Source organism: Salinicola endophyticus, assembly GCF_003206575.1.
Lineage (GTDB): Bacteria > Pseudomonadota > Gammaproteobacteria > Pseudomonadales > Halomonadaceae > Salinicola > Salinicola endophyticus.
The window spans coordinates 1-24,098 of the sequence record NZ_PZJO01000008.1; the positions used below are offsets into that span (position 1 = coordinate 1).

Genomic DNA, 24,098 nt, shown 5'->3' on the forward strand with positions numbered 1-24,098 from the left:
GACCGGCGCCCACCGTGAGCATCGCCAGGGTGTCCTGATAGCGCTGGCCGGCGAGCTGCTGCTGCAGGTCGTTGATACCGGCCATGGCCACGCTCTGGGGCAGGCGGATCAACACGATCCAGGGCTTGCCGTCGGCCGCGCCGACATGGAACGGCCACGCCATCTCGATCTGGCCGCCCTCCTCACGCAGCTCAGGCTGGCCCTGGCGCGCCTGTTCGAGCAGCGCATTGACGTCGGCATCGAACACCTCGCTGGCGTTCTTGCCCACGATCTTGGGGTCGTCGGTGTAGGCGGTGATCCCGCCACGCGGGGCGATCAGCGTCCAGTCGCCGGCACCGTCGTAAAGCGCACGGCTGGCGTCGTTGAGCAGCCCCTGGATGAAGTCGACCGAGAGATCGACCCCGGCGCTGCCGCGGAACTCACCATCGACCAGGATCGGCACGTTGAACGAGGTCACCATCAGCGTCTTGCCGTTATAGTCGTAAGGCGCGGGGTCGATGATGCAGGGTTTGCGGGTCTCCTTGGGGCAGAGATAGTACTCGCCCTCGCGTACCCCGCTCGGCATCACCTTGGTGCTGTCGAGGGTATCGCCCAGTGGCAGCACCGCGATCTTGCCGTCGGCGGTGCGATACCACCACGGCATGAAACGCCCATCCTTGCCATAGCCGGCATCTTCGCGCCCCTGATAGTAGGCGTCACTGCCGAAGGCGTTGGGCTCCCAGCCGATGAAAGCGTCGAGCAGGTCGGGATTGTCGACCACCGTCTGGCGCACCAGGTTGGAGAGTTCGTCGCGGCCCAGCGAGAGCCGCCGCCGGCCCTGATCGTCGACCGCGCCCATCAGCGCATTGGTGTTGGCGAGGGAGTGCGCCAGGGTCAGGGCGTGATCGAGACGCGCCTGGATACGCTCGGCCTCGCGTCCGGCCACCGCGTTCAGGCGCTCGCGAATGCTGGCGGTCAGCAACTCGTCGGTACGCGCGTCCACCAGCGCCTGCGAACGCGTGTTGGCGTAGACGGTGTAACCCACCAACGCCGCGACCACAAAGACAATGCACGCCCCCACCAGCAGCGTGACCAGCGTACGTATGGATTTGAAGTGCATGGTAGATCCCTGTCAGCGGATGGCGCTGCCGGAGGTGCGGCAACGAAGCGGAACAGGGGAGATATCGCCCGGGAAAGGGGCAACTTTAGTCTCAGTGAAACGACTGTCGCCGAGGTGTCGCCCGGCGTCGCCAGTCAGTGATCGGCAGGTATGACAGGGCGGTGGCGACGCCACCGCCCCATGCGGGCTCAGCCCGCCAGCACGGCGTCGACCAGCGCCTTGGCCTCTTGCTGGATACGCTGGAGATGCGCTTCGCCTTCGAAGCTCTCGGCGTAGATCTTGTAGACGTCCTCGGTGCCCGAGGGGCGTGCGGCGAACCAGCCCGCCTCGGTGACCACCTTGAGCCCGCCGATGGCCGCCCCGTTGCCCGGCGCCTCGGTCAGCTTGCGGATGATCGGATGACCGGCCAGCGTATCGGCGGTGACCTGCTCCGGCGACAGCTTGCCCAGCTTGGCCTTCTGCTCGCGGTTGGCCGGTGCATCGACGCGTTCATAGACCGGCGCGCCGTAACGCTCGGTCAGGGCCCGGTAGCGCTCGCCCGGGTCCTTGCCGGTGACGGCGGTGATCTCGGCGGCGAGCAGGCCCAGGATGATGCCATCCTTGTCGGTCGACCACGGCTGACCGTCCAGGGTCAGGAAAGAGGCCCCCGCGGACTCCTCGCCGCCAAACCCGAGACTGCCCTCGATCAGGCCATCGACGAACCACTTGAAGCCCACCGGCACCTCGGTGACCTCTCGCCCCAGCCCCTCGGCCACGCGATCGATCATCGACGACGATACCAGCGTCTTGCCGATGGCGGCCTTGTCGCCCCAGTGCGGACGATGGGTGAACAGGTACTCGATGGCCACGGCAAGATAGTGATTGGGGTTCAAAAGCCCAGTGGAGCGGGCCACGATGCCGTGGCGGTCGTGATCGGTATCACAGGCGAAGGAGACGTCGAAGCGATCCTTGTTCTCGATCAGCCCGGCCATGGCATGGGGCGAAGAGCAGTCCATGCGGATCTTGCCGTCCCAATCCATGCGCATGAAGCGGAAGGTGGGATCGACCGTGGTCGACAGCACCTCCAGCGGCAGGTCGTACTTCTCGGCGATACGCGGCCAGTAGTGCACCCCGGCGCCGCCCAGCGGATCGACCCCGAAGGTGAGCCCGGAGTCACGAATCGCGGCCATGTCGATGACCTTGTCGAGACCGCCGACATAGCTCTCGATATAGTCGAAGCGCTGGGTGGTCGGCGCCGCCAGCGCCTCGGCGTAGCTCACCCGCTGGACCTGGCGCAGGCCGTCGGCGAGGTGCTCGTTGGCCCGCTCCTGAATCCACTTGGTGACCCCGGTATCGGCCGGGCCGCCGTTGGTGGGGTTGTACTTGAAGCCGCCATCCACCGGCGGATTGTGCGACGGGGTGATGACGATGCCGTCGGCCAGGCCGTGGTGGCGCCCCTGGTTGTAGTTCAGGATGGCGTTGGAGATCGCCGGTGTCGGCGTGTAGCCGGGCTCGAAGCCGGTCGCCTCGCAGCCGGCGTCGATACGCACTGCCACCCGGTTGGCGGCGAGCACCTCGAGCGCCGACACCAGCGCCGGCTCGGAGAGTGCGTGGGTGTCCATGCCGATGAACAGCGGCCCATCGATGCCCTGGGACTCGCGGTACTCGCAGATCGCCTGGGTCGTGGCCAGGATGTGCCACTCGTTGAAGCTCCGCTTGAGCGACGAGCCGCGGTGGCCGGAGGTGCCGAACGCGACCTGCTGGGCCGGGTCATGGGCATCGGGACGCTCGCTGTAGTAGCGCGAGACCAGCCGCGGCAGATTGGCGAGGCTGTGCGGGTCCGGCAGGCGTCCTGCCCGGGGGTCGATACTCATCGTCGGTTCCTTTCGATGGCCTGGAATAGGGTCTGACACGCACACGCCGGCCAGATTCCCTATAGCAGACCACTGTCACCAGTCGACAAGCAAGACTCCCCGCGGCTCAGACAACTCCTCTACACTGCTTACCTACCCTGACGAGGGGAGAGTACGCTTCCGTTCGGCTCGCGCGCATCGCGTGTGGGTCGTCACCGGGGGCGGGGGTCACGTCGCTGGCTGGCCCGATGCCGCTCGGACCATGGGCGTGCCGGCTTTTGCGAGGGGTTGCATGGTTTATGCCGATTTGCTGCTGGACGCGATTTGCGTCGTCAGCGCTGAGGGGCGCTTCGTGTCGGTGAGCGCGGCGTGTGAGCGAATCTTTGGCTATACGCCGGAGGAGCTGGTCGGCATGCGTATGCTCGATCTGGTGCACGAGGAGGATCGCGAGCGGACCCGCGCCGCCGCCGAGCGAGTGATGCGCGGCGGCATCGAAACCCATTTCGAGAACCGCTACCGCCGCAAGGACGGCGGGATCGCGCATATCATGTGGACGGCGCGCTGGTCGGCAGCCGATGGGGTACGCATCGGCGTGGCCCGGGACGTGACGGCGCTCAAGCAGGCCGAGCAGCGCCAGGCGGCGGTCTATGCGATCTCGGAAGCGGCGCACCTGTCGGCCGATCTGACGGATCTGGCGGCACGTATCCACGCCATCATCAACACGCTCATGCCGGCGGAGAATTTCACGGTCGCGCTGCATGACGTCGAGCGCGACGAGCTGAGCTATCTCTACCATGTCGATGAGCGCGCCGCCCCGGGGGCATCGCCCCCCATGAGCGCCGATACCCTGTGTGGCCAGGTCATCCGCCATGGTCGTGAGCTGTTGCTGCCGGCCCAGACCGAGGCGCTGACGGCAGGCGCAGCGCGTGAGCTGCTGAACAGGGACGCCGCGCACTCCTGGCTGGGCGTACCGCTCAAGAGCGCCGACCGCACCATCGGCGCGCTGGTGGTGAAAAGCTATGACAACAGACAGTCCTACGACGAAGACGATCGCGAACTGCTGCAGTTCGTTTCCATCCAGGTGGCCCAGGCGATCGTGCGCAAGCGCCTGTTCCAGCGCCTGGAGTACATGGCCCGCTACGACGGGCTCACCGGCCTGGCCAACCGCGAAGCCTTCCACGAACGGCTGCGTGCAGCGCTGGTGTCGCCCGGCCCCACCCCGAACCGCCTGGCGTTGCTCTATCTCGACCTGGACGGTTTCAAGCGCATCAACGATACACACGGCCACGCGCTGGGCGATACGTTGCTCGAACTCGCTGCCCGGCGCCTGTGCCACGCTGTCCGCGAATCCAGCCTCGTGGCCCGCCTGGGAGGGGACGAGTTCGCCGTACTTCTCCAGAATCTGCATGCGCCAGCAGAGGCCGACAGCGTGGCGGCGAATCTGCGCCACACGCTGCGCCAGCCATTCGACGTCTCGGGCCAGCGTCTACAGGTGGGCGTGAGCATCGGTGTCGCGGTCTATCCGCGGGATGGCACCAGCGCCGAGGCGTTGCTGCGCCGGGCCGATCAGGCCATGTATGCCGAAAAGCGAGCGTCACGCACGGCGCCGGACACCGACATCGACGCCAGTTGATCGGCCCGCGCTCGGGCGCTATATGCCAGAGCCGTGCGCGCAGCGCTGACACAAGAACGTCTCCACCGACAGCATGTCTGCCGCAGGGACGATATAATTCGCTGCACCGCGATACCGGCCCCTAACACACTCAGCCCGCCAACCCATGACACATATGATTAGAAGGATTCCCTATGGACGGTGGTGTCAACGTTCAGAGCGAACGAGAGATCACGGCTAATGAGCTGACTTATACGAAGCAGGTATTGGTGCTCAAACGCATCGAGCTTCACGCCTATGTCCTGATCGGCGCCGTTTTCCTCGCCATGGCCGGGATGCTGATACCGGTGCTGTTGTTCGGAGTATCGCGCGCGAGCATCTTAACGGTGCTGCTATTAGGCGTACCGCTCGTGGGTCTTTGTTTTTACGTCGGCCGGGGGATCGGTAGGCAGGGGCATAAGAAAAAGGCCGTACTCGACGACAAGGTGTGTTCGCTCAAAGGTCCCGTTACTTACGTCACCCATCACGTGGGCAACGCCAAAGGGGAAGAGTTCTTCATCGGAGATATCACGCTTCGACTGCCACCCGCAACATCACTGGTCATCTTCGTCGCCAATGAGCAAAACGGATATCGGGAAACCGAGTTGGACGTCGTTTTTATCGAAACGAGCTCGAAGCAGACACCGGACAGTGAAAGCAGCGTTACAAAAAAAGAAGCGATCGTGGTGTATCTCGAGGACTACATCGATATTGATACCGCACTCACCCGGCATGGGCAGCACTACTTCATTCGGGAGTGCCTGAGCATATTCGGGGTGACCGTTTTTTGTCTAGCCATCGGATTTTTGGGCTTTTTATATGCCTTTCCCAAAGAACGATTGCTGGAAACGAACCCGCTGCTCCTGCTACTGGCAGCGCTCACCGACATCGCGATCGTCGCGCTTGGCTGTTACCTCATAAAAAAGCTCTACGTAACCGTACGTCAGTGCATAAACCCATACTACAAGCCAAGCACATATTGCGAACGGCTTAGCGGTAAGCGCTAGGGGTTGGAGGCGACGGTGCTGCGGCCGCTATTGCTTGAGCGCTTGGCCCGGCATCAAGAAAACGTGCCGCACTTTGATGAACGTTGCCAAGCTTAGGTGCCAACGGATGCTCCCTCCCACACCGGCATTCGCGAGCTTGCCACACTTGGTTGGGTGACCCAGGAACAGTAAACAGACTGTATGACACGGGTGAAAAGCCTTGAACCCAGCGCTTCACCGAACCCGGAAGTGCCGGGACATCTCGAACTGTTCCCGGCTATACCGAGATACCGCAGCGCCAGGCTCAGTCACAGGCCGAGCCCTGCGCACTGCACTCTGCGGTGGCGGACACCGGCCGCGTCTTCACCCCGGCCACCACCAGCGCCGCGCCGGCCAGCAGCAGGGTGCCGGCGGTGGCGCAGACGGCCAGCACGCCGCCGATGCCGAAGACCACGCCCCCCACGGCAGCGCCCAGGGCGATCGCCAGCTGGATAGAGGCGACGATCAAGCCACCTCCGCTCTCGGCTTCGTCCGGCACGACACGGGTGATCCAGGTCGACCAGGCCACCGGCACGGCGCCGAAGGCGAAGCCCCACAGCGCGACCATGAGGGCATCGGTCCCCATCGAGAAGCCGCCCAGCGTTGCCAGCAACCAGCCCAGCGAGCCCATGGCCAGAGGCATCAGCAGCAACGTCAGACGCAGGCTGCGCTCGATCAGATACCCCGCGGCCAAGGTGCCGACGAAGTTGGCCACCCCGAACGCCAGAAGGGTCGATGAGAGCGCATTGATCCCCATGTGCGAGACGCCCTCGAGGAACGGGCGAACATAGGTAAAGAAGGCGAAATGGCCGCAGAACACCAGCAGGATGGCGACGATGCCGACCATCATGCCCGGTCGTTTCATCACGCTGACCAGCGTGCCGAGCGGGGTAGGACGCTCCGGCGTCATGCGCGGCAAGGTGACGTACTGGAAGATCAGCGTCGCTACCGAGATCGCCGTCGCTAGCAGAAAGACGTTACGCCAGCCGAACAGATCGCCGAGATAGCTGCCCAGCGCCGCAGCACTGATGGTGGCGATGGGGACACCGGCGAACAGCAGCGATAGCGCCCGCGGCACGTCGTGCTCCGACACCAGCCGCATGACGGTAGCAGCGGAGAGCGCCCAGAATCCGCCCAGCGCGATGCCCAGCAGAACCCGGCCGAGCAGCAGCCAGGCCAGGCCGGGGGCGAACGCCACGACCAGGTTGGCGGCGATCATCAGCAGCGAGAATGCCAGCAGCACGTGGCGGCGATCGAGTCGCTGGGTCACCGCGGTCACCAGCAGACCGGAGAGCAGCGCAACCACCGCCGTCACCGTGACGGCCTGCCCCGCCTGGCCTTCGCTGATCGCCAGCGATTCGGCCATCGGCGTGAGCAGACTGGCGGGCAGAAACTCGGCCATCACCAGGCTGAACACACCCAGGGTCAGAGCAATGACCGCGAACCAGCGTGAGGGCGGCGCCGGCCGAGCGGCAGTGGGCAAGGGAGTCGACATGACGGCAGTCTCCAGGCATGACAGTGCAGAACGGCCGCGGTGGTCGATGACAGGGAGCGCGACCGCCCGAGAGTGCCGATAAGACTAAAGTATTAAGCGAAGGGCCACTATCGACGAAAATCCACAATGCTTGATCAAAAGTCCAAGAATCGGCCCATCGGTCGTCAAGATCCGCCTTCGCCGCCCTCACCTCCCCCAATCAGCGCCACCCTACGTCGCCCACGCCCTCAGTGATCGAACCCATAGTCGCGCTCGACCCGAGCGATACGCGTGCGATAGGCCGCATACCAGCGCTACCGCCCCAGGCGCTGGGCTTCGCGGTGGTCGATGTCGCGCTTCCAGGCGCGGATCGCCTCGAGGTCGGCCCAGTAGGAGACGGTGATCCCTATCTCCTCCCGCGCCGACTCGACGCCGAGAAAGCCGGGCTGGTCCTGAGCCAGTGTCAGCATCTTATTCGCCATGGCGGCGTAACCTGCGCTGTCGTCGCGCATCAGCGAGGTGAAGATGACCGCGTAGTAGGGCGGTTCGGGCGTATCGGCAAGCATGACGTGGGCATCTCCAGGTGACTCTCATCGTCGGTCGCCGGCAACATCGCCGGCACGCATCATCGAGACTTGTACTGGGTCGGATCATCGAGGTGACCCACAGCGCCGCCGTGTTGGTGCGAGCGGCGCCAGGCTGCGGGAGAGCCACGCTCGAAGCGCTGCCATACCCGTCGCAGCTGTCGATCATCGCCGAATCCACTGCACTCGGCGATACGCGCCAGACTCCAGTCGGTCTCGCACATCAGCTGGCGCGCCTGCTGCAGGCGCAGACGCGCCAGATAGTCGCCCAGCGAGAGCCCGGTCAGGGCGCTGAAGCGTCGCCGCAGCTGGCGCTCGCCGAGGGTGGCGAGGCGCGCCATCTCCGCCAGCGTCCAGGGCCGGGCGAGATCGGCGGCGAGCGCATCCTGCAGACGGTGGATGCGTGTCTCGACGTGATTGCGCCCCTCCAGCCAGATGCCGAGCTGGGGCTCCTGCCCGCTGCGCCGCCAGTAGATCACCAGCTCCCGCGCCACCTGCTGGGCCAGGCGCTGCCCCTGATTGAGCGCCAGCCAGTGCAGCATGGTGTCGATACCGGTGGAGATCCCGGCGCTGGTGAGATAGCGGTCATCCTCGACGAAGATGCAGTCGCCGCGCACCCGGGCCAGCGGCGCCAGCCGGCGCAATTCGTCGAGCAGGCTGTGATGCGTGGTACAGCGGCGGCCATCGAGCAGCCCCGTCGCCGCCAGTAACAGCGCCCCGGAGCAGACCGCCATCAGGGTTCGGCAAGCGGGCGCCTGCTGCCGCAGCCAGTCACCGGCGTGGTGCTGCAGTGCGCTGTCGATCCGCGCCCGATACTGCCCCGGCACCACCAGCAGATCGAGCGCCAGCGGCGCCTCGGGCAGCGCTTCGATGCCCGTCAGGGCCAGCGACCCCAGCCACGGCAGCGACGCCTGCGGGCCGAAGAAGCGCAGCTCCAGCGGTGCGCCCAACTGCGTGGCGCTGAGCAGCACCTGCAGCGGCCCGGCCAGGTCCAGCGGCACCTGGCCCGGCAGCATCAGTACCCCGACCCGCTGCGTCGCGCCCGCCGGCACCGCTTTCAAGCGACCGCTCTGGCGCCACGCCAGTCTGCAGCCAGCGTCTCGACATCGACGATGCGCGCGAACCGCCCCTCGAGCACCAGCTCGGTACGCGCGCGAATCTCGTCGGCGCTCCAGGTACGCCCGGCGCGGGTCATGGGAAAGGTCAGCGTCGCCTCGCTGACGAAATCGATCGCGAAGCCCAGGTCCGAGCCGACCCGCGCCGTGGTTTCACAGCACTGCTCGGTACGGATGCCGCTGATCGCCAGGCGTTCGATGCGATTGAGCCGTAGCCAGCGCTCCAGCCCGGTATCGCTGAAGGCGTTGTGCGCGGTCTTGTGGAAGGTGACGGTGGCGTCATCGTCGAAACCGGCCAGCGGACGAATCAGGCCACTCGCAGGGTCGAAGGGTGTGGCACTGTCCGGCGCCTGGTGGAAGATACGCACCAGCGGCACGCCGGTCTCGCGGGCGAGATCGAGCAGACGGCGCTGGGCCGGGCGCCAGACCTCGGCGAGCGTCTCGTCCCAGTAGTCACGGGCGGGGAAGGAGGCCTGAACATCGATCAGCAGCAGAGCGGTGGCGAGCATGACGAACTCCTCGAACAGGATAGGGCCGAAGCGGCCGGAGGATTCAGACTAGCGCCGCGTCCGTGCCGGCCACGAGGGCATCTGTGCTCCGATAGCGGACATTTTCGGACTTCTCGGACGCAGGCGCCATGGGTGGCCGATACGCGCCGCCGGATCAGCGCCGATGAGACGCGAGTTGTGCCCTGCCCGCCCGACTTCTACGTTGTGTAGCGCGGGCGGCATCGCGACGCCGCTCGGCACGAAGCCACACACGGAAGTCACGCATCAGTAAAGAAAGAGAGAGCGCTATGGAAATCACACTGCACAACGACGGCATGGATGGCGACGAATTCCATCAGCTCGTCGCCGGAGAAACCGGCGAGACGCTGCGCCACGCAGCGAAGAACCAACTGGGCAGCGACAACCTCTCGGAAAATCAGGTCAAGGCGATCAAGACCGAGGGCGGCGACGCCTACGAGCAGCTGATCCGCCGCATGACCGAGCACGCCCTGGCGGTGGTCAAACTGCCCCAGGACACCCCGATACGGCTGTCGGTGGACTTTGCCGGCGGCGTCAAGGGCTGAGGCCGCGCCCGACGCTTGCGAGCTAGGCGCGGGCGGGTGCTGTTGGCTAAACTCACGCGGCTACCCCCGGTCTCAGAGGGTGTTTACGAATTCGGCGAGCGCAGACATTGTGTAGACACCCTCTCAGCGTCCGCGACGAGGAAACCCAGCCATGCCCCGCCTGCCCCGCTTCACCCATACGCCGCCGGCAGCCGAACCCTCCACGCCGGCGGCGACCCAGGACACGCCCCCGCCCGTGACCGCCGCTGACGCCGTGGTCATCGAGCATGCCGAGGCCTATAGCGACACACGCTTCTGGCGCAAGCTGGCCCGTTTCGGTAGCCGTGCGGGACGCGGCGTGGCGCTCAAGTCGCTGCAGCTCTACTTCGTGCTCAAGCGCCCCGACGTCCCGATCTGGGCCAAATCGACCATCATCGGCGCACTGGGCTACTTCATCTCGCCGCTGGACGCGATTCCCGATGTCATCGCCGGCGTCGGCTTCACCGACGATGCCAGCGTGCTGGCAGCGGCACTGGTCGCGGTCTCGATCTATATCGACGAAGAGGTCGAGCGCCAGGCGGCCGCGGTGCTGGCGCGCTGGTGGCCCGAGTCGTCCGAGTCACCGCCGGCCTGAGGGCCTGCTGCCGCCGGCTCTGGTCCTGCTAAGCGCCTGGCACAACCGCTAGAAGACGTGGGCTCATCCGGCCGTCGGATCGTGACGAGGACGCTGTGAACCCCTCCCTGGGCGCTACCTTTGCCATCCCTGGCACAGGACCCTCGCTTTGCCCTGCCCCCGGCGCCCATCGTCAGAGGGTTGGGAAATGGACTCTAAATCGAAAGTCTACATCGGCCGGCAAAACCGCTAGATTGGAGCCGTGACGCGTGATGTCGTTGCTGCCCCCATCACGCCAACACCAACAACAATGCCGTCGGAGACCACGATGACCCAGGACAGCACCGCCCCCGCGCCCAGCCCCCGTAGCGCATCCGACCCGCAGGCTGCCAATGCCGAGCGCCTGCGCGATGTCGACTACCTGCCGCCGCTGCGCAAGGCGATACCGCTGGGCATCCAGCACGTGCTCGCCATGTTCGTCGCCAATGCCACCGTGCCGCTGGTGATCGCGGGGGCCGCCGGGCTCTCGGGGGCCGATACGGTGTTCCTGGTGCAGATGGCGATGTTTGTCGCCGGGGTCGCCACCCTGGTGCAGACGCTGGGGCTGGGGCCGGTCGGCGCGCGCCTGCCGATCGTCATGGGCACCAGCTTCGGCTTCGTGCCGGTGATGATCCCCATCGCGACGACCCAGGGCCTGCCCGCGGTGTTCGGCGGCGCGCTGGTGGGCGGCCTGGCGATGGCCACGGTGGGGCTGTTCTATCGCCGCCTGAGCCTATTCTTTCCGCCGGTGGTCTCGGGCACTTTCGTGCTGTTGATCGGCTTGCTGCTGCTGCCGGTGGGCTTCTCCTACGTCGGCGGGGGCTTCGGCGCGGCGGACTTCGGCGCGCCCCACCACCTGCTGCTGGCGGCGCTGGTGTTCGTGATCACCGTCGCCTTCCATCAGTTCGGGCGCGGTTTTCTCTCCGAGGCGGCGGTGCTGATCGGCATTCTGGTCGGCTGCGTGGCGGCGGCACCCCTGGGCCTGCTCGACTTCTCGAGGGTGGGAGAGGCGGCCTGGTTCCAGCTGCCGATCCCGCTGCAGATGGGGATCACCTTCGACCCGACGGCGATGCTGGCGATCGCGCTGATGGCGGTGGTGACCTGTGCCGAGTCGATCGGCGACATCTCGGGGACGGCGATCGGCGGTGCCGAGCGCGAGGCCACGCCGCGCGAACTCTCCGGCGGGGTGATGGCGGATGGTCTGGCCAGCACCTTCGCCTCGCTGTTCGGCGGCTTCCCGCAGATCAGCTTCAGCCAGAACGTCGGACTGGTGGCCTTTACCGGCGTCGCCAGTCGCTTCGTGGTGGCGATCGGTGGCGCCTTCCTGATCGTCGCTGGGCTGGTACCCAAGCTCGGCGCGGTGGTCTCGGCGATTCCCGCCGCGGTGCTCGGCGGCGCCGTGGTCATCATGTTCGGCATGATCGCCAGCGCCGGGGTCAAGATGCTTTCCCACGCCACCTTCGACAAGCGCAACATGCTGATCGTCGGGGTATCGCTGGCGGTGGCGATCGGGCTGCCGGCGCAGAGCGGACTCTACGCCGCGGCACCGGCGCAGGTCGGCGTGCTGATCGAGTCTGGCCTGATCCCCGGCGCGATCGCCTCCATCGTGCTCAACCTGGTACTGCCGCGCTGAGACTGGCCCTGGCGCCGGCCCTCAGGTGAGGGCCGCCACGGAGGCCCGATGACGTCGCACCGCCATCGCCACCAGCGTGATCCAGCCCAGCACCAGCAGGCTCAGCGTCAGCGTGGCGGGCTCGCCGCTCACGCCCAGCGAGCCGAGCAGCGTACGTGCATTGACCACCACGATGGCCCCGCCGACGATCACCGCCAGCAGCCGCGCCGGCAGCAGCCGCACGATCCACGCCGCCAGCGGCGCCGCGGCGAGGCCACTCAGGGCGAATACCGCCACCCACTGCCAGTTGATGTCATCGAGCCCCAGCGCCAGCACGAAACCGAGCGTGCCGGCCACGGTGACGAAGAATTCACTGGTATCCACCGAGCCCACCACCTTGCGCGCCTCGATGCCGCGGTGTGCCAGCAGCACCGGGGTGGAGATCGGCCCCCAGCCGCCGCCACCGACGCTGTCGAAGAAACCGGCGACCAGCGACAGCGGAATCAGCTTGGCACGGGAGACGCCCCGGCGCGGCTGCCGCGACGCCAGATCGAACAGATAGCGGGCAATGATGTAGAGCCCCAGCAGCAAAAGACCGAGCGAGATCACCGGCTTGATCGCATCGCCGGGCACGTTGCTGAGAAAGCAGGCGCCGACGAAGGCACCGACACCGCCCGGCAGCATCATGGTCTTGACCAGGCGACGGTCGACGTTGCCGAAGCGCCAATGCGCGGTACCCGAAGCCGCCGTGGTCGCCACCTCGGCCATGTGGATCGAGGCCGAGGCAACCGCCGGGGTGACGCCGAGCGCCAGCAGCATCGATGACGAGGTGAGCCCATACCCCATGCCGATTGCCCCATCCACCAGTTGGGCGATGAAACCGGAGATGCCGAAGATGATCAGACGCTGCATACCGTTCTCCCGGGAAATGGTCGCGCTCACGCCATGGTGGAGTCGATTCGGTCATGACGCTTATACTTGAAACGACATAAGAAACGCGATCAATATAACGGAGCTCTCATCAGGCGCGACAATCTCGATTTCCGATAAGCATATCGAGCTCGCCGCTATGACGATGATGCCCCTGGCTACGACGACGATGTCACTTCCCCCTCACCCGACGAGACGGCGCCATGTCCTTCGATACCACCGCGTACAACCGCCAGATGACGCATTTCGACGGCCACGACTCGGTCTGGCTGTTCGGCTACGGCTCACTGATCTGGAAGGCGGACTTCGACTATCTGGAGCGCCGCCCGGCCGCGATCCATGGTTGGTCGCGGCGCTTCTGGCAGGGTTCCCACGATCACCGCGGTACGCCCGAGGCGCCCGGACGCGTGGTGACCCTGGTCGAGCAAGCGGACGCGGTCTGCCACGGCATGGCCTACCGCATCGCGCCCCGGGTCTTCGAGCCACTGGATATCCGCGAGAAGAATGGCTATCTGCGCGTGGTGACCCGCATGGATTTCATGGACGACGCCACGCCGCCCATGGCGGAGGGCGTGGTCTATCTCGCCGGCGCCGATAACGCCGCCTATCTGGGCCCGGCGCCGGAGGCCGAGATTGCGCGTCAGATCGCGGCCTCACACGGCCCCAGCGGGCCCAACCGTGACTATCTGCTCAATCTCGCCCAGGCCCTGCGCGAGCTGGGCTGGGACGACGCCCATGTGTTTGCCCTGGAGCGCGAGCTGCACGCCCTGGAAGTGACCTCCGAAAGAGACTGAAGCGCGCGCGACGGGCCGAGAGACAGCTGGGACGTCGCGCGGGCATCCTATCTGCTGCAAGCCAGAGCAGTAGAGAGCAGATACGCCGCACCGCAGGGGTGGCGCAGGGAGGGAGAAAGCACGGCGGCGATCTGCGGGGTATTCAGACGTCGGCGAGCTGCGCCAGGGCCTCGTGAAGGCTCTCGGCGGAGGCCGGTCGCACGCGTCGCGCGATCTCCTCGCCATCGTGCAGAAAGATCAGCGTGGGCCATAGCTTGACCCCGAAGGCGCGTCCCAGTGGCCGGCCCTTGCCATCCTCGACCTTGAAATAGGGCGCCTCGAAGCTGGCGAAGGCTTCGGCGATCAGTGGCTGCGCCGCCTGGCACCAGGGGCACCAGGAGACGCCGAACTCGATCACTGCCGGTCCGCGCATGTCACGCAGCGCAGTCAGCTCAAGGGCCTGGGGCGTGTAGTCGATGGGCAGCATGAGCTCACTCCTCGTCGAGCGGCTGGAGCCCGTCGGCGAAGGCCTGCCAGCGCGCGACATAGTGGGCAGCGGAGGCCTCGAGTGCGGCCCGGGCGTCGGCATCCAGCGTGCGCACCGCCTTGGCCGGCGCGCCGACGATCAACGAGCCATCGGGGAATTGCTTGCCCTCGGTGACCAGAGCCCCCGCACCGACCAGGCAGTGCCTACCTATCTTGGCCCCATTGAGCACGGTGGCGCCCATGCCGATCAGCGTATGGTCGCCCAGCTCGCAGCCGTGGAGGATGGCGTGGTGGCCCACGGTGCAGCCCACACCGACGCGCAGCACGAAACCCGGGTCGGTATGCAGCATGCATCCCTCCTGGATATTGCTGCCGGCACCGATGACGATGCGCTCGTTGTCACCGCGCAGCACCGCGTTGAACCAGATGCCCACGTCCTCCTCGAGTTCGACACGCCCGATGACATGGGCCCCGGGGGCGATCCAGTAGCGGTCGCTGGCGGGAAGCCGGGGACGGTGTTCACGGTAAGCGTACAGCGGCATGGCAGACTCCGTGGGCGGGACGAGAAGCGTGATCGTCGCGCGGATGCGCCAGCCAACGCCAGCCGACTTTAGACGGTGTCGTCAGCCTGCCACGGACGTTGCGTCGACAGCCGGACTCAGGCGAGATCGTCGTGGCGCTTGCCCTGACCGCCAACCGAGGCACTCAGATTGCTGCCGCCGTAAAGACTCTGATGCGGGCTGGCGTCGTTCTCGGCACTCAGCGAGAACGGCAGCAGCGCAGAGACGATGACGGCAGCGAGCATCGAAAAGAGACGATTGAACAGTTTCATGACCCCTCCTTTGGTGATGACACGGCGTGGTGACGAAACGACGTGATGACAAAACGGCTGCGACGTTTCGCCGCAACACCTAGTTAGCATGCTAAACAAAAACAGGGACGTCAAGCACGGAATGGTCGCGGCCAGGTCTTGTCGAGCGACTCCGTTGACCGTCAGTACACCAAGCGCCGCGATGAAATGGATGGATTTTCAACCGTCCTCGAGAGCGGCTCAATTTGTCGCATCTTAATTTTCTTTAGTTCGTTTAATTTCAAAACAGAGAAAACGGCTTTCAGAGCTGTTAAAAAATGGGGGGGCAAGCCACTGATTAAAAACACACCACAAAAACCAATATTAAACTTATAAAATCATTGTGATCAGTGCGAGTGGTATCACGCGCCCTACGTCCATTTACCGTCATGATACCGCTTTCCAGAATCATGCCGCCCGGCTCTCGCCCGCGGCAGATCACGCCATCGCATCGCAGAACGCTTCAGAACGTGATGTCGGCAGCAACAGCACGACACTGTCGTGACTGCCCTTCGATCATTCCGGTCATTGTCTCATTGATACTTGAGGGAGCCGTGTGATCGCGATCGACTTCATTCAGGAATCAGGGATCATTCAATGAAACTATATCGCAGCATGGCAGCAGGAGTGGGCCTGTTGATGATCTCGTCGGCACTTATGGCCGACGACGAGACACCCGTCGACGTCGTTCTGATCGGTGGCGGTACGATGAGCGCAACGCTCGGCACCTATCTTCAAGAGCTGGAACCGAACTGGAATGTCGTCCTGTTCGAGCGCCTCGGTGAAGTCGCGGCCGAGAGCTCCAATGCCTGGAACAACTCCGGTTCTGGCCACTCGGCCTTCTGCGAGATGAATTACACGCCGCAACGCGAGGACGGCAGCATCGCCATCGACCGCGCCATCAAGGTCACCGAGGACTTCGAGGTCTCGCGCCAGTTCTGGGCACATCAGGTCGACCAGGGCGTGCTGCACGACCCGGCGTCCTTCATCACCAGCATGCCGCACATGAGCCTGGTGTGGGGCGATGACCACGTGAACTTCCTGCGTGCCCGCTATGCCGCGATGCACCAGCATCCGTTCTACGAGCAGATGGAGTACACCGAAGATCGTGACACCATCCGCCAGTGGCTGCCGCTGGTCATGGACGGCGCCGATGGGGATCAGCCAATGGCCGCGACCCGCATGTCGATCGGCACCGAGGTCAACTACGGCGAGATTACCCGCCAATTGATCCATTCGCTCAGCGACAACGACCATTTCGAGCTCTCGCTCGACAGCGAAGTGCGCGGCCTGGATCGCAATGATGACGGTACCTGGAAAGTCACCGTTGCCGATCTCGCCCATGGTGAGAAGGAACACAGCGTCAATGCCCGCTATGTGTTCATCGGTGCCGGCGGCGCCGCCTTGCCACTACTGCAGGCCTCCGGCATTCCCGAAGCCGAGCAGTACGCCGGCTTCCCGGTCGGCGGCCAGTTCCTCTACACCACCAACCCGGACGTGGTTGCCCAGCATCGGGCGAAAGCCTACGGCCTCGCCGCGGAAGGCTCGCCGCCGATGTCCGTGCCGCACATGGATGCCCGCCTGCTCGACGGCCAGCCGGCCATCTTCTTCGGGCCGTTCGCGACGTTCTCCAGCAAGTTCCTGAAAAACGGCTCCTGGACCGACCTGTTTGGCTCGATGACCCTCAGCAACACCTGGCCGATGATGGAAGTGGGCGTCGACAACTTCAATCTGGTCAAGTATCTCGTCGGCCAGGTCATACAGTCCGATACGGGTCGGATGGAGGCGCTGAAGCAGTTCTACCCGCAGGCAAACCCCGATGACTGGCAGCTGTGGACCGCCGGCCAGCGCGTGCAGATCATCAAGAACGACCCCGACAAGGGTGGCGTACTGCAGTTCGGCACCGAAGTGGTCGTGTCAGAAGATGGCACCCTGTCGGCACTGCTGGGCGCGTCGCCGGGCGCGTCTACCGCCCCGCCGATCATGTTGCGCCTGCTGAATCGGGTCTTCCCGCAGCAGGTCGAGAGCGCGGCTTGGCAGGACAAACTGCACGAGATCATCCCCTCTTACGGCCAGCGCCTGGCGGACAACCCGGCGCTGCTGCGCGACCTGCGCCGCCGCACGGCCAACTCACTGGAACTGGTCGGCGGCGGACCGGAGCCGACCACTTTCGAGCAGGTGGTGAAGGCAGAGCGCGAGGAGGGCGATGCGCCTTCCGAGACAGCGATCGAACCGAGCGGCCCGGTCGCCGGCGAAGCCCGGACCGACACCTGAACCGCGACGCCATGGCGCAGGCCATGCACCCCGCACCGCCCTCCGGCGCTGCGGGGTGTTTTCCCTCAAATCGGTAAAAAGCCCGCCCCAATCACGCAAGGCATTGATTAACAATAAAATTCCCACCAGAAAGCGGCCTTTGATCCGCGCCAGCTCTGTCATAGTCATGGCACTAACGCCGCGACCTCATTAGACTGTCGTCCTAGTCGCGTTCGCGCCTGTCCGTATCCATCAGACAGAGAACCTTCATGAAATTGCGTCACGGCATCACGCTCTGTTCCCTGCCGACCACCCAGGCAGGAGCGGCATCCGACGATACCCCCAACGTCGACGTGGTTCTCATCGGGGGCGGCACCATGAGTGCCACCTTGGGAACCCTGCTGCAGTCGCTGCAACCCGACTGGTCGATCCATCTGTTCGAGCGGCTGGATCGCGCCGCCGAAGAGAGTTCCAACGTCTGGAACAACGCCGGTACCGGCCACTCGGCCTTCGCCGAGATGAACTACACCTCGCCCCAGTCCGACGGCAGTGTCGACATTCAGCGCGCCATCGGCATCACCGAGCAGTTCGAAGTCTCGCGTCAGTACTGGGCCAGCCAGGTGCGCGACGGCGTGCTCTCCGAGCCGCGCTCGTTCATCAATACCGTGCCGCACCTGAGCTTCGTGTGGGGCAAGGATCGAGTCTCTTTCCTGAATGCACGCTTCGAGGCGATGCACCGCAACCCGCTCTACGCCGGCATGGAGTACGCCGAGGATCCGGCCAAGATCGCCGAGTGGATCCCGCTGGTGATGAGTGGGCGTGACGGTTCTGACCCGGTGGCGGCCACGCGCATGCCGATCGGCACCGAGGTCAACTATGGCGAGATCACCCGCCAGATGATGGACTCGCTGGCCAAGCGCGACAATTTCGAGCTGTCGCTCAACACCCAGGTGCGCGATCTCAAGCGCAACGCCGATGGCAGCTGGAAGGTGACGGTCGCCAACACCAGCGACGGCGGCAACGAACGCAGCGTCAATGCACGCTTCGTGTTCATCGGCGCCGGCGGTGCGGCGCTGCCGCTGCTGCAGAAGTCGGGCATTCCCGAAGCCAAGCAGTACGGCGGCTTCCCGGTGGGCGGGCAGTTCCTCTATACCACCAACCAGGAAGTGGTCGCCAAGCACGACGCCAAGGTCTATGGCCTGGCGCCGGCCGGTTCACCGCCGATGTCGGTACCGCACATCGACAAGCGCATCCTCGATGGCACCCCGGCGATCATGTTCGGCCCCTTCGCCACCTTCTCGAGCAAGTTCCTCAAGAACGGCTCCTGGACCGATCTGATGCGCTCGATCACCGCCAGCAACCTGTGGCCGATGACCAAGGTCGGGCTGGATAACCTGGATCTGGTGCGCTATCTGATCAGCCAGCTGCGCATGTCCGAAGAGGATCAGTTCGAAGAGCTCAAGGGCTACTACCCCGAAGCCAAGCGTGCGGACTGGAAGCTGTGGACCGCCGGCCAGCGGGTGCAGACGATCAAGGACGTCGAGGGCAAGGGCGGCACACTACAGTTCGGCACCGAGCTGGTGAGCGGCGCCGAGGGCACCATCGCCGCCCTGCTGGGCGCCTCTCCGGGGGCGTCGACGGCGCCGTCGATCATGCTGCGCCTGATCGAGGAGGTGTTCCCCGAGCAGGTCAAGAGCGAGGCGTGGCAGACCAGGCTGCGCGAGCTGGTGCCCTCCTACGGGCAGCCCCTCGCCTCCAATCCGACGCTGCTGAGCGAGGTCCGCGCGATGTCGCGGGAGCTGCTCGAACTCGACGAGCCCGACCTGGGGCAGGCGGCCATCGACGCCCCCTCCCCGCGTCAGCACTAGACGTCAGCACTCAGCACCAGGACGCACTCCTCGTCGCCCTGCCAAGCGCCCGCCGACCTCCGGCGGGCGCTTGGCGTTTCAGGCCCGGTGCAGAAGCCGGGATCACCCTCAGGGCGTCGCCGCCGCGTCCGGCTCGATCGCCCCCAGCCCCGCGAGAATGCGGTAGGCGGTCTCCACCCGCGCCGCATTGGGGTAGTTGCGGTTGGCCAGCATCACCAGCCCCACCTGCCGGTCGGGCAGCATCACCACGTAGCCGCCGAAGCCATTGGTCGATCCGGTCTTGTTGATCCACACCTTGGCCGGCCCCGCAGCGGTATCGCTCGACGGGGCGACCGGCTTGACCGTCTGCGGCTCGAGAATCATGCCATAGCCGTTGCCCGCCACCAGGGTGTCGAGGCTGACCGGGCGTGGATACTGCTCCCAGACCAGATCCTGGGTCATGTCGCCAACCTGGTAGTAGGGCCGGTGGGTGGCATCGATCGCCTGTTGAAGCGTGTCATCGAGCGTGAGCAGACCCAGATTGGCCTGGACCAGCCGCGCCAGATCGGTGGCGGTGGTCTTGATGCCGTAGGCTTCGTCCTCGAGCACGCCGGGCGAGACCCGCGCGGGCTCGCCCGACTTGTCCTCGCCCATGGCGTAGTGCCCCTGCTCGGTGGTGGGCACGTCGTACCAGGTGTGGTCGAGCCGCAGCGGTTCGAGCAGCTGTTCGCGAACTGCGGGCACGAAGTCGCTGCCGAGACTGGCGGCCGCCTCCAGCCCCAGCAGCCCGATGCCCAGATTGGAGTAGCGCCGGCTCTCTCCCACCGGCGCGCTCGGCTGAAACTGGCGGTACCAGGCCATCAGCGCATCCTGGTCGTTGACCGTCTCGGGCACGAACAGCGGCAGCCCGCCGGCGGTGTGGGTCCCCAGATTGATCGCATCGACGTCGTCGAAGGTACTGCCCTCGAGCACCGGCAGGTAGTGGCTCACCGGCGCATCCAGGTCGAGCTGCCCGCGGGCGGCGGCGAGGGTGGCCAGGGTGGCGGTGAACGTCTTGCTCAGCGAGCCGATCTCGAACAGGGTGTCACCGTCGACCGGGGTGCTGTCGTCACGATCGGCGACGCCGTAGTTCAGGATCTGCACGCCCTGCGGCCGCACCACCGCCACCGCCATGCCGGCAATCTGCTCCTGCTGCATCAGCGCCTCGACCAGCGGGTCGACCACACCGCGGGTCGCGGCCGCGTCCGTCTCCTGGGCCACCGCCACCTGCGTGCTCAGCACCAGCGCCACCCCCAGCCACCATGCTTTCATCGTCCTCTCCTCGGATCCAAGTTGCTCATCGGCGACCTGACGACCGCCTGCGCGCCGGCTGCCGCTATCATGCGCGAAAACGCATATTGGGTAATACCGGCGCTGCGTAACCATTCGTCAACCGCCTGGCCGGCCTTGTGTTGACGCAGATCAGGGGCGAGGTCGGCGCCGCGGAGAGAGCCCATCACGCGCTCACCCTCAAGACGACTGCGGGGGCGTCATTACCCATCGGCTGGCCACTCGCGGTAGAGTTCGGGCGTGGTCACTGTGGGTACCCATCGCTGTTTCAGGAGGCAACATGGCGTTCAGCCGAAAAAAGGGACATCGAATCGGGACCGTTGCGGTCGGCCTGTTGGCGCTACTGGCCGGTTGCTCGGGTTCCTATTCAGACGTGGACGTCGCCAGCGGCCAGGCGTCATCGACCCACCAGACGACGACTCAGGAACCGGCGCACCAGACCACCGTCGAGCGGCCGTCGGACACTGACGGCGCCACCCGTGGCGGGGACGGTTCCCAGATCACCCTCGACGCGCTGACAGCGTCGGATATCGACGAGACCAATCTCTCGGGCGAGCTGGGCTGCCAGTTCTCGACGGCGCAAGCTTCGCCGCTGCTGGTCGCGAAGGGGAATGTCGACTCCTCTTCGGCGGCCCAGGGCGTGGTCAAGGTAGCCGGCTACGTGGAACGGGTCTGGGCACCAGATGGCTTCGACGGCACGACCGACAACCCGACCTTTCAGGGCAAGGGCAAGACCCTCCGCATCGACGTGACGGGAGCATCCCGGGAGGGCGGCGAGTCGCCCTCCCGGCCGGCGACCCTGACCTACGACCGGGCCGATGGCGCTCAGCGCACGTTCGAAGGCGAGTGGCAGTGCGGTCCGTGAGCCTCGACGGCGCCAGCGAGCTTTCGTGATGATGGGCTTCTCGACGGCGTTGGCCGTCATCGGTACCCGGTGTCGTCTACCGCAGCGGCCGCCTCTGCGATCATCGCCTCCGGCGCGTCGCGGCGGCTGACCAGCCCTTCCAGATACACGAATTGCGGCGCGCGAATGCCTAGCGTATTCAGTACGGCCTCGAGATGCGGGGTGAGATAATTGGGCTGCAACGACACTCCGGCACGGTGGAAGCCGCCGGAACTGACGATGACGAGCGTCGCCCGGTCCGCCAGCAGGCCCACCTTGCCCTGGGGGGACGCAGCAAAGGTTCGATGAATGCGCAGCACGTAATCGACCCAGAGCTTCAGCGCCGCGGGCATGCCGAAGTTATGCATGGGGGTCGCGATGATCAGCCGGTCGGTGGATTCGAGCTCTTCGATCAGGCGCTCGGGTAACTCAAGCGTCGCGTTCGCGCGCGGCAAGGGATCGCGCAGCGTCAGCGCCCGGGCGTAGTCCACCGTCAGCGGCGCCAGCGGCTCGGCAGCGAGATCCCTTACCAGCAGGTCACCGCCCTGCTGCGCCGCGATCTTCCGCGCCAGACGACTCCCCAGGGCCTCGTCGCGGTGCGGGCTGGCGGTCACGAGCAACGTTCGCCGGGTCATGATCCCGCCTCCTCGACACTCAAGGCCTCCACGAAGTGCAGGCCCCGGGAGAGCAGTCCTTGTCGGAAGTAGAAGCGCTGCGCCAGTGCCATGCCCAGCCCGGTGTCCAGCACCAGATGGCGACGCCCCGCCGCTCTCGCCTCCCCGCGCACCGCCGCCAGCAGCCGCGCGCCCAAACCGTGGCGGCGGCCTGCTGCGCCGACGACGAGATCGTCGACGTAGACGAAGCGGCCATAGAGCAGGTTTTCGGTCAGACGGTAGCCCGCCAGTCCGACGACCCGGCGCTCCTCCCACGCCGCCAATAGCCGATATCCCAACACCCTCTGCCGCATGATCTGATCGACGAAGTCCCGCGATCCCTGGAGATGCGGGCGAAGCTCTCGCATGACATCGAAGCAGCGCAGACACGCCTGCTCCGTTGTCACCTGTGATAGTCGAACCGTCGTCATCGGACATCCTCCTTGTGCAGAGGCGTCAGGTTAGAATCGTGCAGACCCACTTGGCAGCGCCAAGACGTCTTCGATCTTCTAGGACATCGACATGTCCAATCCCCGACTTCGGCTCGACCGCGCACAAAACGTACCGATCTACCGGCAGCTCTATCAGCGCCTGCGCGAAGCGATGGCAGACGGGCGTCTGCCACCCGGCAAACGGGTGCCTTCGGTACGCAGCCTGGCCAGTGAGCTGAACCTGTCACGCGGCACGGTCGAGCTGGCGTATCAGCTGCTCGTCAGCGAAGGGTATCTGTTGCCGCGGGGCCCGGCGGGCACGATCGTCTCGCCCCACCTGCCCGACGCCACAGGGCCGGCCCCGACACCGGATACGATGGCCGGGCAGGCGCCGGAGTCCGATCTCGAACCGCCGCTCCCGTTCCAACTGGGGCTTCCGGCGCTGGATGCCTTCCCCCACAAGTTGTGGGCGCGCCTGACCCAGCGCCGACTCAGGGCCCAGTCCAGCGCCGAACTGAATTACCCACCGCCGACGGGCCACCCGGCACTGAAGCGCGCCCTGGTGAGCTACCTCGGGGTGTCGCGGGGCATCGCCTGCCAGCCCGAACAGATCTTCATCACCGACAGCTATCGGGACACGCTTGGCCTGATCTGTCGGGCCCTGCTGACTCCCGGTGACAGGGGATGGTTCGAAGAGCCGGGCTATGTGATGGCGCGGGAACGACTGCAGGGCGAAGGGATGCAGCTGACGCCGGTGAGCGTCGACGCCGAAGGCTTGAATGTCGAAACGGGGTGTTCACGCGCCGCCCAAGCCCGCTTCGCCGTCGTCACGCCCACGCATCAGAGCCCCACCGGGGTGACGTTGACACTGGCCCGCCGCCGGGCGTTGCTGGCGTGGGCGAAGCGGGAAGCAGCCTGGATCATCGAGGATGACTACGACAGTGAGTACCGCTATCGCGGCCAGCCCGAAGCGGCGCTGAAGAGTCTCGATGGTGACGAGCGCGTGCTCTACACCGGCACGTTCAGCAAGGTCCTGTTTCCCGCCATCAAGCTGGCCTACCTGGTGGTTCCCAGCGCTCAGGTCGCGACCTTCCGGCGCGCGATGCAGCGTCTGGGGCATGGCGCGCCGACGTTGAGTCAGGCAGTCGTGACGGATTTCATCGAAGAGGGCCATTTCGCCCGCCATCTCAAGCGTATGCGGGCGCTCTACCAGGTGCGCCGTGAACATCTTCGCCAGGCGCTCGAACATCATCTGGGCGACCGGATTCACCTCGATCTACAGGCCGGCGGGATGCATCTGCTGGTCCGTCTTCCCGATGGCGCCGACGACGTGTCCCTTGCGAACCGGGCCGCCAGCGCCGGGCTGGGCGGGCATGCGCTGTCCGCTTGGCACCTGAGCTCGGCACGCCACTCCGGGCTGTTGCTGAGCTTCACCAACGTCATCGATGCCGCCCATGCCGATGCCCTGGCAGCTCGGCTGGCCGAACTCATGGTGTGACGCGGCTCGGGGCCTCTTGCCATGGCCTAGAAATCGTCGCAGATCTTGGCCCTGTCCGACCGCCCACCGG

The 24,098-nt window shown here is 65.7% G+C and carries 23 protein-coding genes; 10 read left to right on the top strand and 13 right to left on the bottom strand.

Annotated elements, in window-relative coordinates; translation table 11 throughout:
- Together DOM66_RS15645 and pgm are read right to left on the bottom strand one after the other, a co-directional pair.
- The coding region (locus DOM66_RS15645) for a cache domain-containing protein (RefSeq protein ID WP_188115200.1) at window positions 1–1,099 on the bottom strand (1,099 nt) is incomplete at its 3' end.
- A 188-nt stretch (window positions 1,100–1,287) separates the two neighbouring features.
- Window positions 1,288–2,952, bottom strand: a complete 1,665-nt coding sequence (pgm, locus tag DOM66_RS15650; protein WP_110678429.1) for a phosphoglucomutase (alpha-D-glucose-1,6-bisphosphate-dependent) — start codon at window positions 2,950–2,952, stop codon at window positions 1,288–1,290.
- Window positions 2,953–3,223: 271 nt separating this feature from the next.
- Between pgm and DOM66_RS15655 the strand changes: the two genes are divergently transcribed.
- Both DOM66_RS15655 and DOM66_RS15660 read left to right on the top strand, forming a co-directional pair.
- A complete protein-coding gene (locus DOM66_RS15655; protein ID WP_188115201.1) occupies window positions 3,224–4,564 on the top strand; it encodes a diguanylate cyclase domain-containing protein in 1,341 nt (446 codons plus the stop codon).
- A 173-nt stretch (window positions 4,565–4,737) separates the two neighbouring features.
- The gene (locus DOM66_RS15660) at window positions 4,738–5,589 is read left to right on the top strand and encodes a hypothetical protein (protein ID WP_110690818.1); all 852 of its coding nucleotides are present in this window, start codon (window positions 4,738–4,740) and stop codon (window positions 5,587–5,589) included.
- A gap of 283 nt (window positions 5,590–5,872) precedes the next feature.
- Here the strand turns inward: DOM66_RS15660 and DOM66_RS15665 are convergent, their stop codons facing one another.
- The 4 genes from DOM66_RS15665 to DOM66_RS15680 all read right to left on the bottom strand — a co-directional run bounded on the left by DOM66_RS15665 (window position 5,873) and on the right by DOM66_RS15680 (window position 9,289).
- Window positions 5,873–7,102 carry an MFS transporter gene (locus tag DOM66_RS15665; RefSeq protein ID WP_110678435.1) on the bottom strand — a complete coding sequence of 410 codons (1,230 nt, stop codon included), beginning with the start codon at window positions 7,100–7,102 and terminating at the stop codon, window positions 5,873–5,875.
- Window positions 7,103–7,395: 293 nt separating this feature from the next.
- A complete protein-coding gene (locus DOM66_RS15670; RefSeq protein ID WP_110690819.1) occupies window positions 7,396–7,647 on the bottom strand; it encodes an antibiotic biosynthesis monooxygenase family protein in 252 nt (83 codons plus the stop codon).
- Between the two features lie 59 nt (window positions 7,648–7,706).
- On the bottom strand, window positions 7,707–8,717 hold the full coding sequence (locus tag DOM66_RS15675) for a GlxA family transcriptional regulator (protein WP_280951269.1): 1,011 nt from the start codon (window positions 8,715–8,717) through the stop codon (window positions 7,707–7,709).
- Window positions 8,718–8,722: 5 nt separating this feature from the next.
- Window positions 8,723–9,289: an isochorismatase family protein gene (locus tag DOM66_RS15680; RefSeq protein WP_110690820.1), complete on the bottom strand. Its 567-nt coding sequence runs from the start codon at window positions 9,287–9,289 to the stop codon at window positions 8,723–8,725.
- 287 nt (window positions 9,290–9,576) lie between these two features.
- Here DOM66_RS15680 and DOM66_RS15685 point away from each other — a divergent pair, with 287 nt between their 5' ends.
- The 3 genes from DOM66_RS15685 (at window position 9,577) to DOM66_RS15695 (ending at window position 12,116) form a co-directional block, all read left to right on the top strand.
- On the top strand, window positions 9,577–9,852 hold the full coding sequence (locus tag DOM66_RS15685) for a hypothetical protein (protein WP_110678442.1): 276 nt from the start codon (window positions 9,577–9,579) through the stop codon (window positions 9,850–9,852).
- A gap of 151 nt (window positions 9,853–10,003) precedes the next feature.
- Window positions 10,004–10,465 (top strand): YkvA family protein, encoded by a 462-nt coding sequence (locus DOM66_RS15690; protein WP_110690821.1) that lies wholly within the window; start codon window positions 10,004–10,006, stop codon window positions 10,463–10,465.
- Between the two features lie 307 nt (window positions 10,466–10,772).
- Entirely contained in the window at window positions 10,773–12,116 is a 1,344-nt protein-coding gene (locus DOM66_RS15695; RefSeq protein ID WP_110678446.1) for a uracil-xanthine permease family protein, read from the top strand.
- A gap of 21 nt (window positions 12,117–12,137) precedes the next feature.
- Here the strand turns inward: DOM66_RS15695 and DOM66_RS15700 are convergent, their stop codons facing one another.
- On the bottom strand, window positions 12,138–13,007 hold the full coding sequence (locus tag DOM66_RS15700; protein ID WP_110690822.1) for a sulfite exporter TauE/SafE family protein: 870 nt from the start codon (window positions 13,005–13,007) through the stop codon (window positions 12,138–12,140).
- A gap of 221 nt (window positions 13,008–13,228) precedes the next feature.
- Between DOM66_RS15700 and DOM66_RS15705 the strand changes: the two genes are divergently transcribed.
- On the top strand, window positions 13,229–13,819 hold the full coding sequence (locus DOM66_RS15705) for a gamma-glutamylcyclotransferase (RefSeq protein WP_110690823.1): 591 nt from the start codon (window positions 13,229–13,231) through the stop codon (window positions 13,817–13,819).
- Window positions 13,820–13,961: 142 nt separating this feature from the next.
- Here the strand turns inward: DOM66_RS15705 and DOM66_RS15710 are convergent, their stop codons facing one another.
- The 3 genes from DOM66_RS15710 to DOM66_RS19650 form a co-directional block, all read right to left on the bottom strand.
- Window positions 13,962–14,285 (bottom strand): thioredoxin family protein, encoded by a 324-nt coding sequence (locus DOM66_RS15710; protein WP_110678452.1) that lies wholly within the window; start codon window positions 14,283–14,285, stop codon window positions 13,962–13,964.
- A 4-nt stretch (window positions 14,286–14,289) separates the two neighbouring features.
- On the bottom strand, window positions 14,290–14,826 hold the full coding sequence (locus tag DOM66_RS15715; RefSeq protein WP_110678454.1) for a gamma carbonic anhydrase family protein: 537 nt from the start codon (window positions 14,824–14,826) through the stop codon (window positions 14,290–14,292).
- Window positions 14,827–14,942: 116 nt separating this feature from the next.
- A complete protein-coding gene (locus DOM66_RS19650) occupies window positions 14,943–15,116 on the bottom strand; it encodes a hypothetical protein (protein WP_157958897.1) in 174 nt (57 codons plus the stop codon).
- A gap of 657 nt (window positions 15,117–15,773) precedes the next feature.
- Between DOM66_RS19650 and mqo (DOM66_RS15720) the strand changes: the two genes are divergently transcribed.
- Together mqo (DOM66_RS15720) and mqo (DOM66_RS15725) are read left to right on the top strand one after the other, a co-directional pair.
- On the top strand, window positions 15,774–17,408 hold the full coding sequence (gene mqo / locus DOM66_RS15720; RefSeq protein WP_245392469.1) for a malate dehydrogenase (quinone): 1,635 nt from the start codon (window positions 15,774–15,776) through the stop codon (window positions 17,406–17,408).
- 248 nt (window positions 17,409–17,656) lie between these two features.
- Window positions 17,657–19,255, top strand: coding sequence for a malate dehydrogenase (quinone) (gene mqo / locus DOM66_RS15725; RefSeq protein WP_110678458.1), 1,599 nt, complete (start codon window positions 17,657–17,659; stop codon window positions 19,253–19,255).
- 108 nt (window positions 19,256–19,363) lie between these two features.
- On the opposite strand, the gene ampC is transcribed toward mqo (DOM66_RS15725), so the two are convergent.
- Window positions 19,364–20,545, bottom strand: coding sequence for a class C beta-lactamase (gene ampC / locus DOM66_RS15730; RefSeq protein ID WP_110690825.1), 1,182 nt, complete (start codon window positions 20,543–20,545; stop codon window positions 19,364–19,366).
- Between the two features lie 298 nt (window positions 20,546–20,843).
- Between ampC and DOM66_RS15735 the strand changes: the two genes are divergently transcribed.
- A complete protein-coding gene (locus DOM66_RS15735) occupies window positions 20,844–21,428 on the top strand; it encodes a hypothetical protein (RefSeq protein WP_110690826.1) in 585 nt (194 codons plus the stop codon).
- Between the two features lie 56 nt (window positions 21,429–21,484).
- Here DOM66_RS15735 and DOM66_RS15740 read toward each other — a convergent pair whose 3' ends face one another.
- Entirely contained in the window at window positions 21,485–22,081 is a 597-nt protein-coding gene (locus DOM66_RS15740) for an FMN-dependent NADH-azoreductase (protein ID WP_110690827.1), read from the bottom strand.
- Complete coding sequence (locus tag DOM66_RS15745; protein WP_110690828.1) at window positions 22,078–22,530, bottom strand: GNAT family N-acetyltransferase; 453 nt, start codon at window positions 22,528–22,530, stop codon at window positions 22,078–22,080. The genes DOM66_RS15740 and DOM66_RS15745 overlap by 4 nt, the downstream gene beginning before the upstream one ends.
- Window positions 22,531–22,621: 91 nt before the next feature.
- Here DOM66_RS15745 and pdxR point away from each other — a divergent pair, with 91 nt between their 5' ends.
- Window positions 22,622–24,028 carry a MocR-like pyridoxine biosynthesis transcription factor PdxR gene (pdxR, locus tag DOM66_RS15750; RefSeq protein WP_110690829.1) on the top strand — a complete coding sequence of 469 codons (1,407 nt, stop codon included), beginning with the start codon at window positions 22,622–22,624 and terminating at the stop codon, window positions 24,026–24,028.
- The last annotated feature ends 70 nt before the right edge of the window (window positions 24,029–24,098 follow it).

Coding starts and splice junctions, on each gene's coding strand:
- DOM66_RS15660 (WP_110690818.1), top strand. CDS start 4,738: ATGGACGGTGGTGTCAACGTTCAGAGCGAACGAGAGATCACGGCTAAT.
- DOM66_RS15665 (WP_110678435.1), bottom strand. CDS start 7,102: ATGTCGACTCCCTTGCCCACTGCCGCTCGGCCGGCGCCGCCCTCACGC.
- DOM66_RS15745 (WP_110690828.1), bottom strand. CDS start 22,530: ATGACGACGGTTCGACTATCACAGGTGACAACGGAGCAGGCGTGTCTG.
- DOM66_RS15710 (WP_110678452.1), bottom strand. CDS start 14,285: ATGCTGCCCATCGACTACACGCCCCAGGCCCTTGAGCTGACTGCGCTG.
- DOM66_RS15695 (WP_110678446.1), top strand. CDS start 10,773: ATGACCCAGGACAGCACCGCCCCCGCGCCCAGCCCCCGTAGCGCATCC.
- DOM66_RS15735 (WP_110690826.1), top strand. CDS start 20,844: ATGGCGTTCAGCCGAAAAAAGGGACATCGAATCGGGACCGTTGCGGTC.
- DOM66_RS15690 (WP_110690821.1), top strand. CDS start 10,004: ATGCCCCGCCTGCCCCGCTTCACCCATACGCCGCCGGCAGCCGAACCC.
- DOM66_RS19650 (WP_157958897.1), bottom strand. CDS start 15,116: ATGAAACTGTTCAATCGTCTCTTTTCGATGCTCGCTGCCGTCATCGTC.
- DOM66_RS15740 (WP_110690827.1), bottom strand. CDS start 22,081: ATGACCCGGCGAACGTTGCTCGTGACCGCCAGCCCGCACCGCGACGAG.
- DOM66_RS15700 (WP_110690822.1), bottom strand. CDS start 13,007: ATGCAGCGTCTGATCATCTTCGGCATCTCCGGTTTCATCGCCCAACTG.
- DOM66_RS15685 (WP_110678442.1), top strand. CDS start 9,577: ATGGAAATCACACTGCACAACGACGGCATGGATGGCGACGAATTCCAT.
- ampC (WP_110690825.1), bottom strand. CDS start 20,545: ATGAAAGCATGGTGGCTGGGGGTGGCGCTGGTGCTGAGCACGCAGGTG.
- mqo (WP_110678458.1), top strand. CDS start 17,657: ATGAAATTGCGTCACGGCATCACGCTCTGTTCCCTGCCGACCACCCAG.
- mqo (WP_245392469.1), top strand. CDS start 15,774: ATGATCTCGTCGGCACTTATGGCCGACGACGAGACACCCGTCGACGTC.
- DOM66_RS15680 (WP_110690820.1), bottom strand. CDS start 9,289: ATGCTCGCCACCGCTCTGCTGCTGATCGATGTTCAGGCCTCCTTCCCC.
- DOM66_RS15670 (WP_110690819.1), bottom strand. CDS start 7,647: ATGCTTGCCGATACGCCCGAACCGCCCTACTACGCGGTCATCTTCACC.
- pgm (WP_110678429.1), bottom strand. CDS start 2,952: ATGAGTATCGACCCCCGGGCAGGACGCCTGCCGGACCCGCACAGCCTC.
- DOM66_RS15655 (WP_188115201.1), top strand. CDS start 3,224: ATGGTTTATGCCGATTTGCTGCTGGACGCGATTTGCGTCGTCAGCGCT.
- pdxR (WP_110690829.1), top strand. CDS start 22,622: ATGTCCAATCCCCGACTTCGGCTCGACCGCGCACAAAACGTACCGATC.
- DOM66_RS15705 (WP_110690823.1), top strand. CDS start 13,229: ATGTCCTTCGATACCACCGCGTACAACCGCCAGATGACGCATTTCGAC.
- DOM66_RS15715 (WP_110678454.1), bottom strand. CDS start 14,826: ATGCCGCTGTACGCTTACCGTGAACACCGTCCCCGGCTTCCCGCCAGC.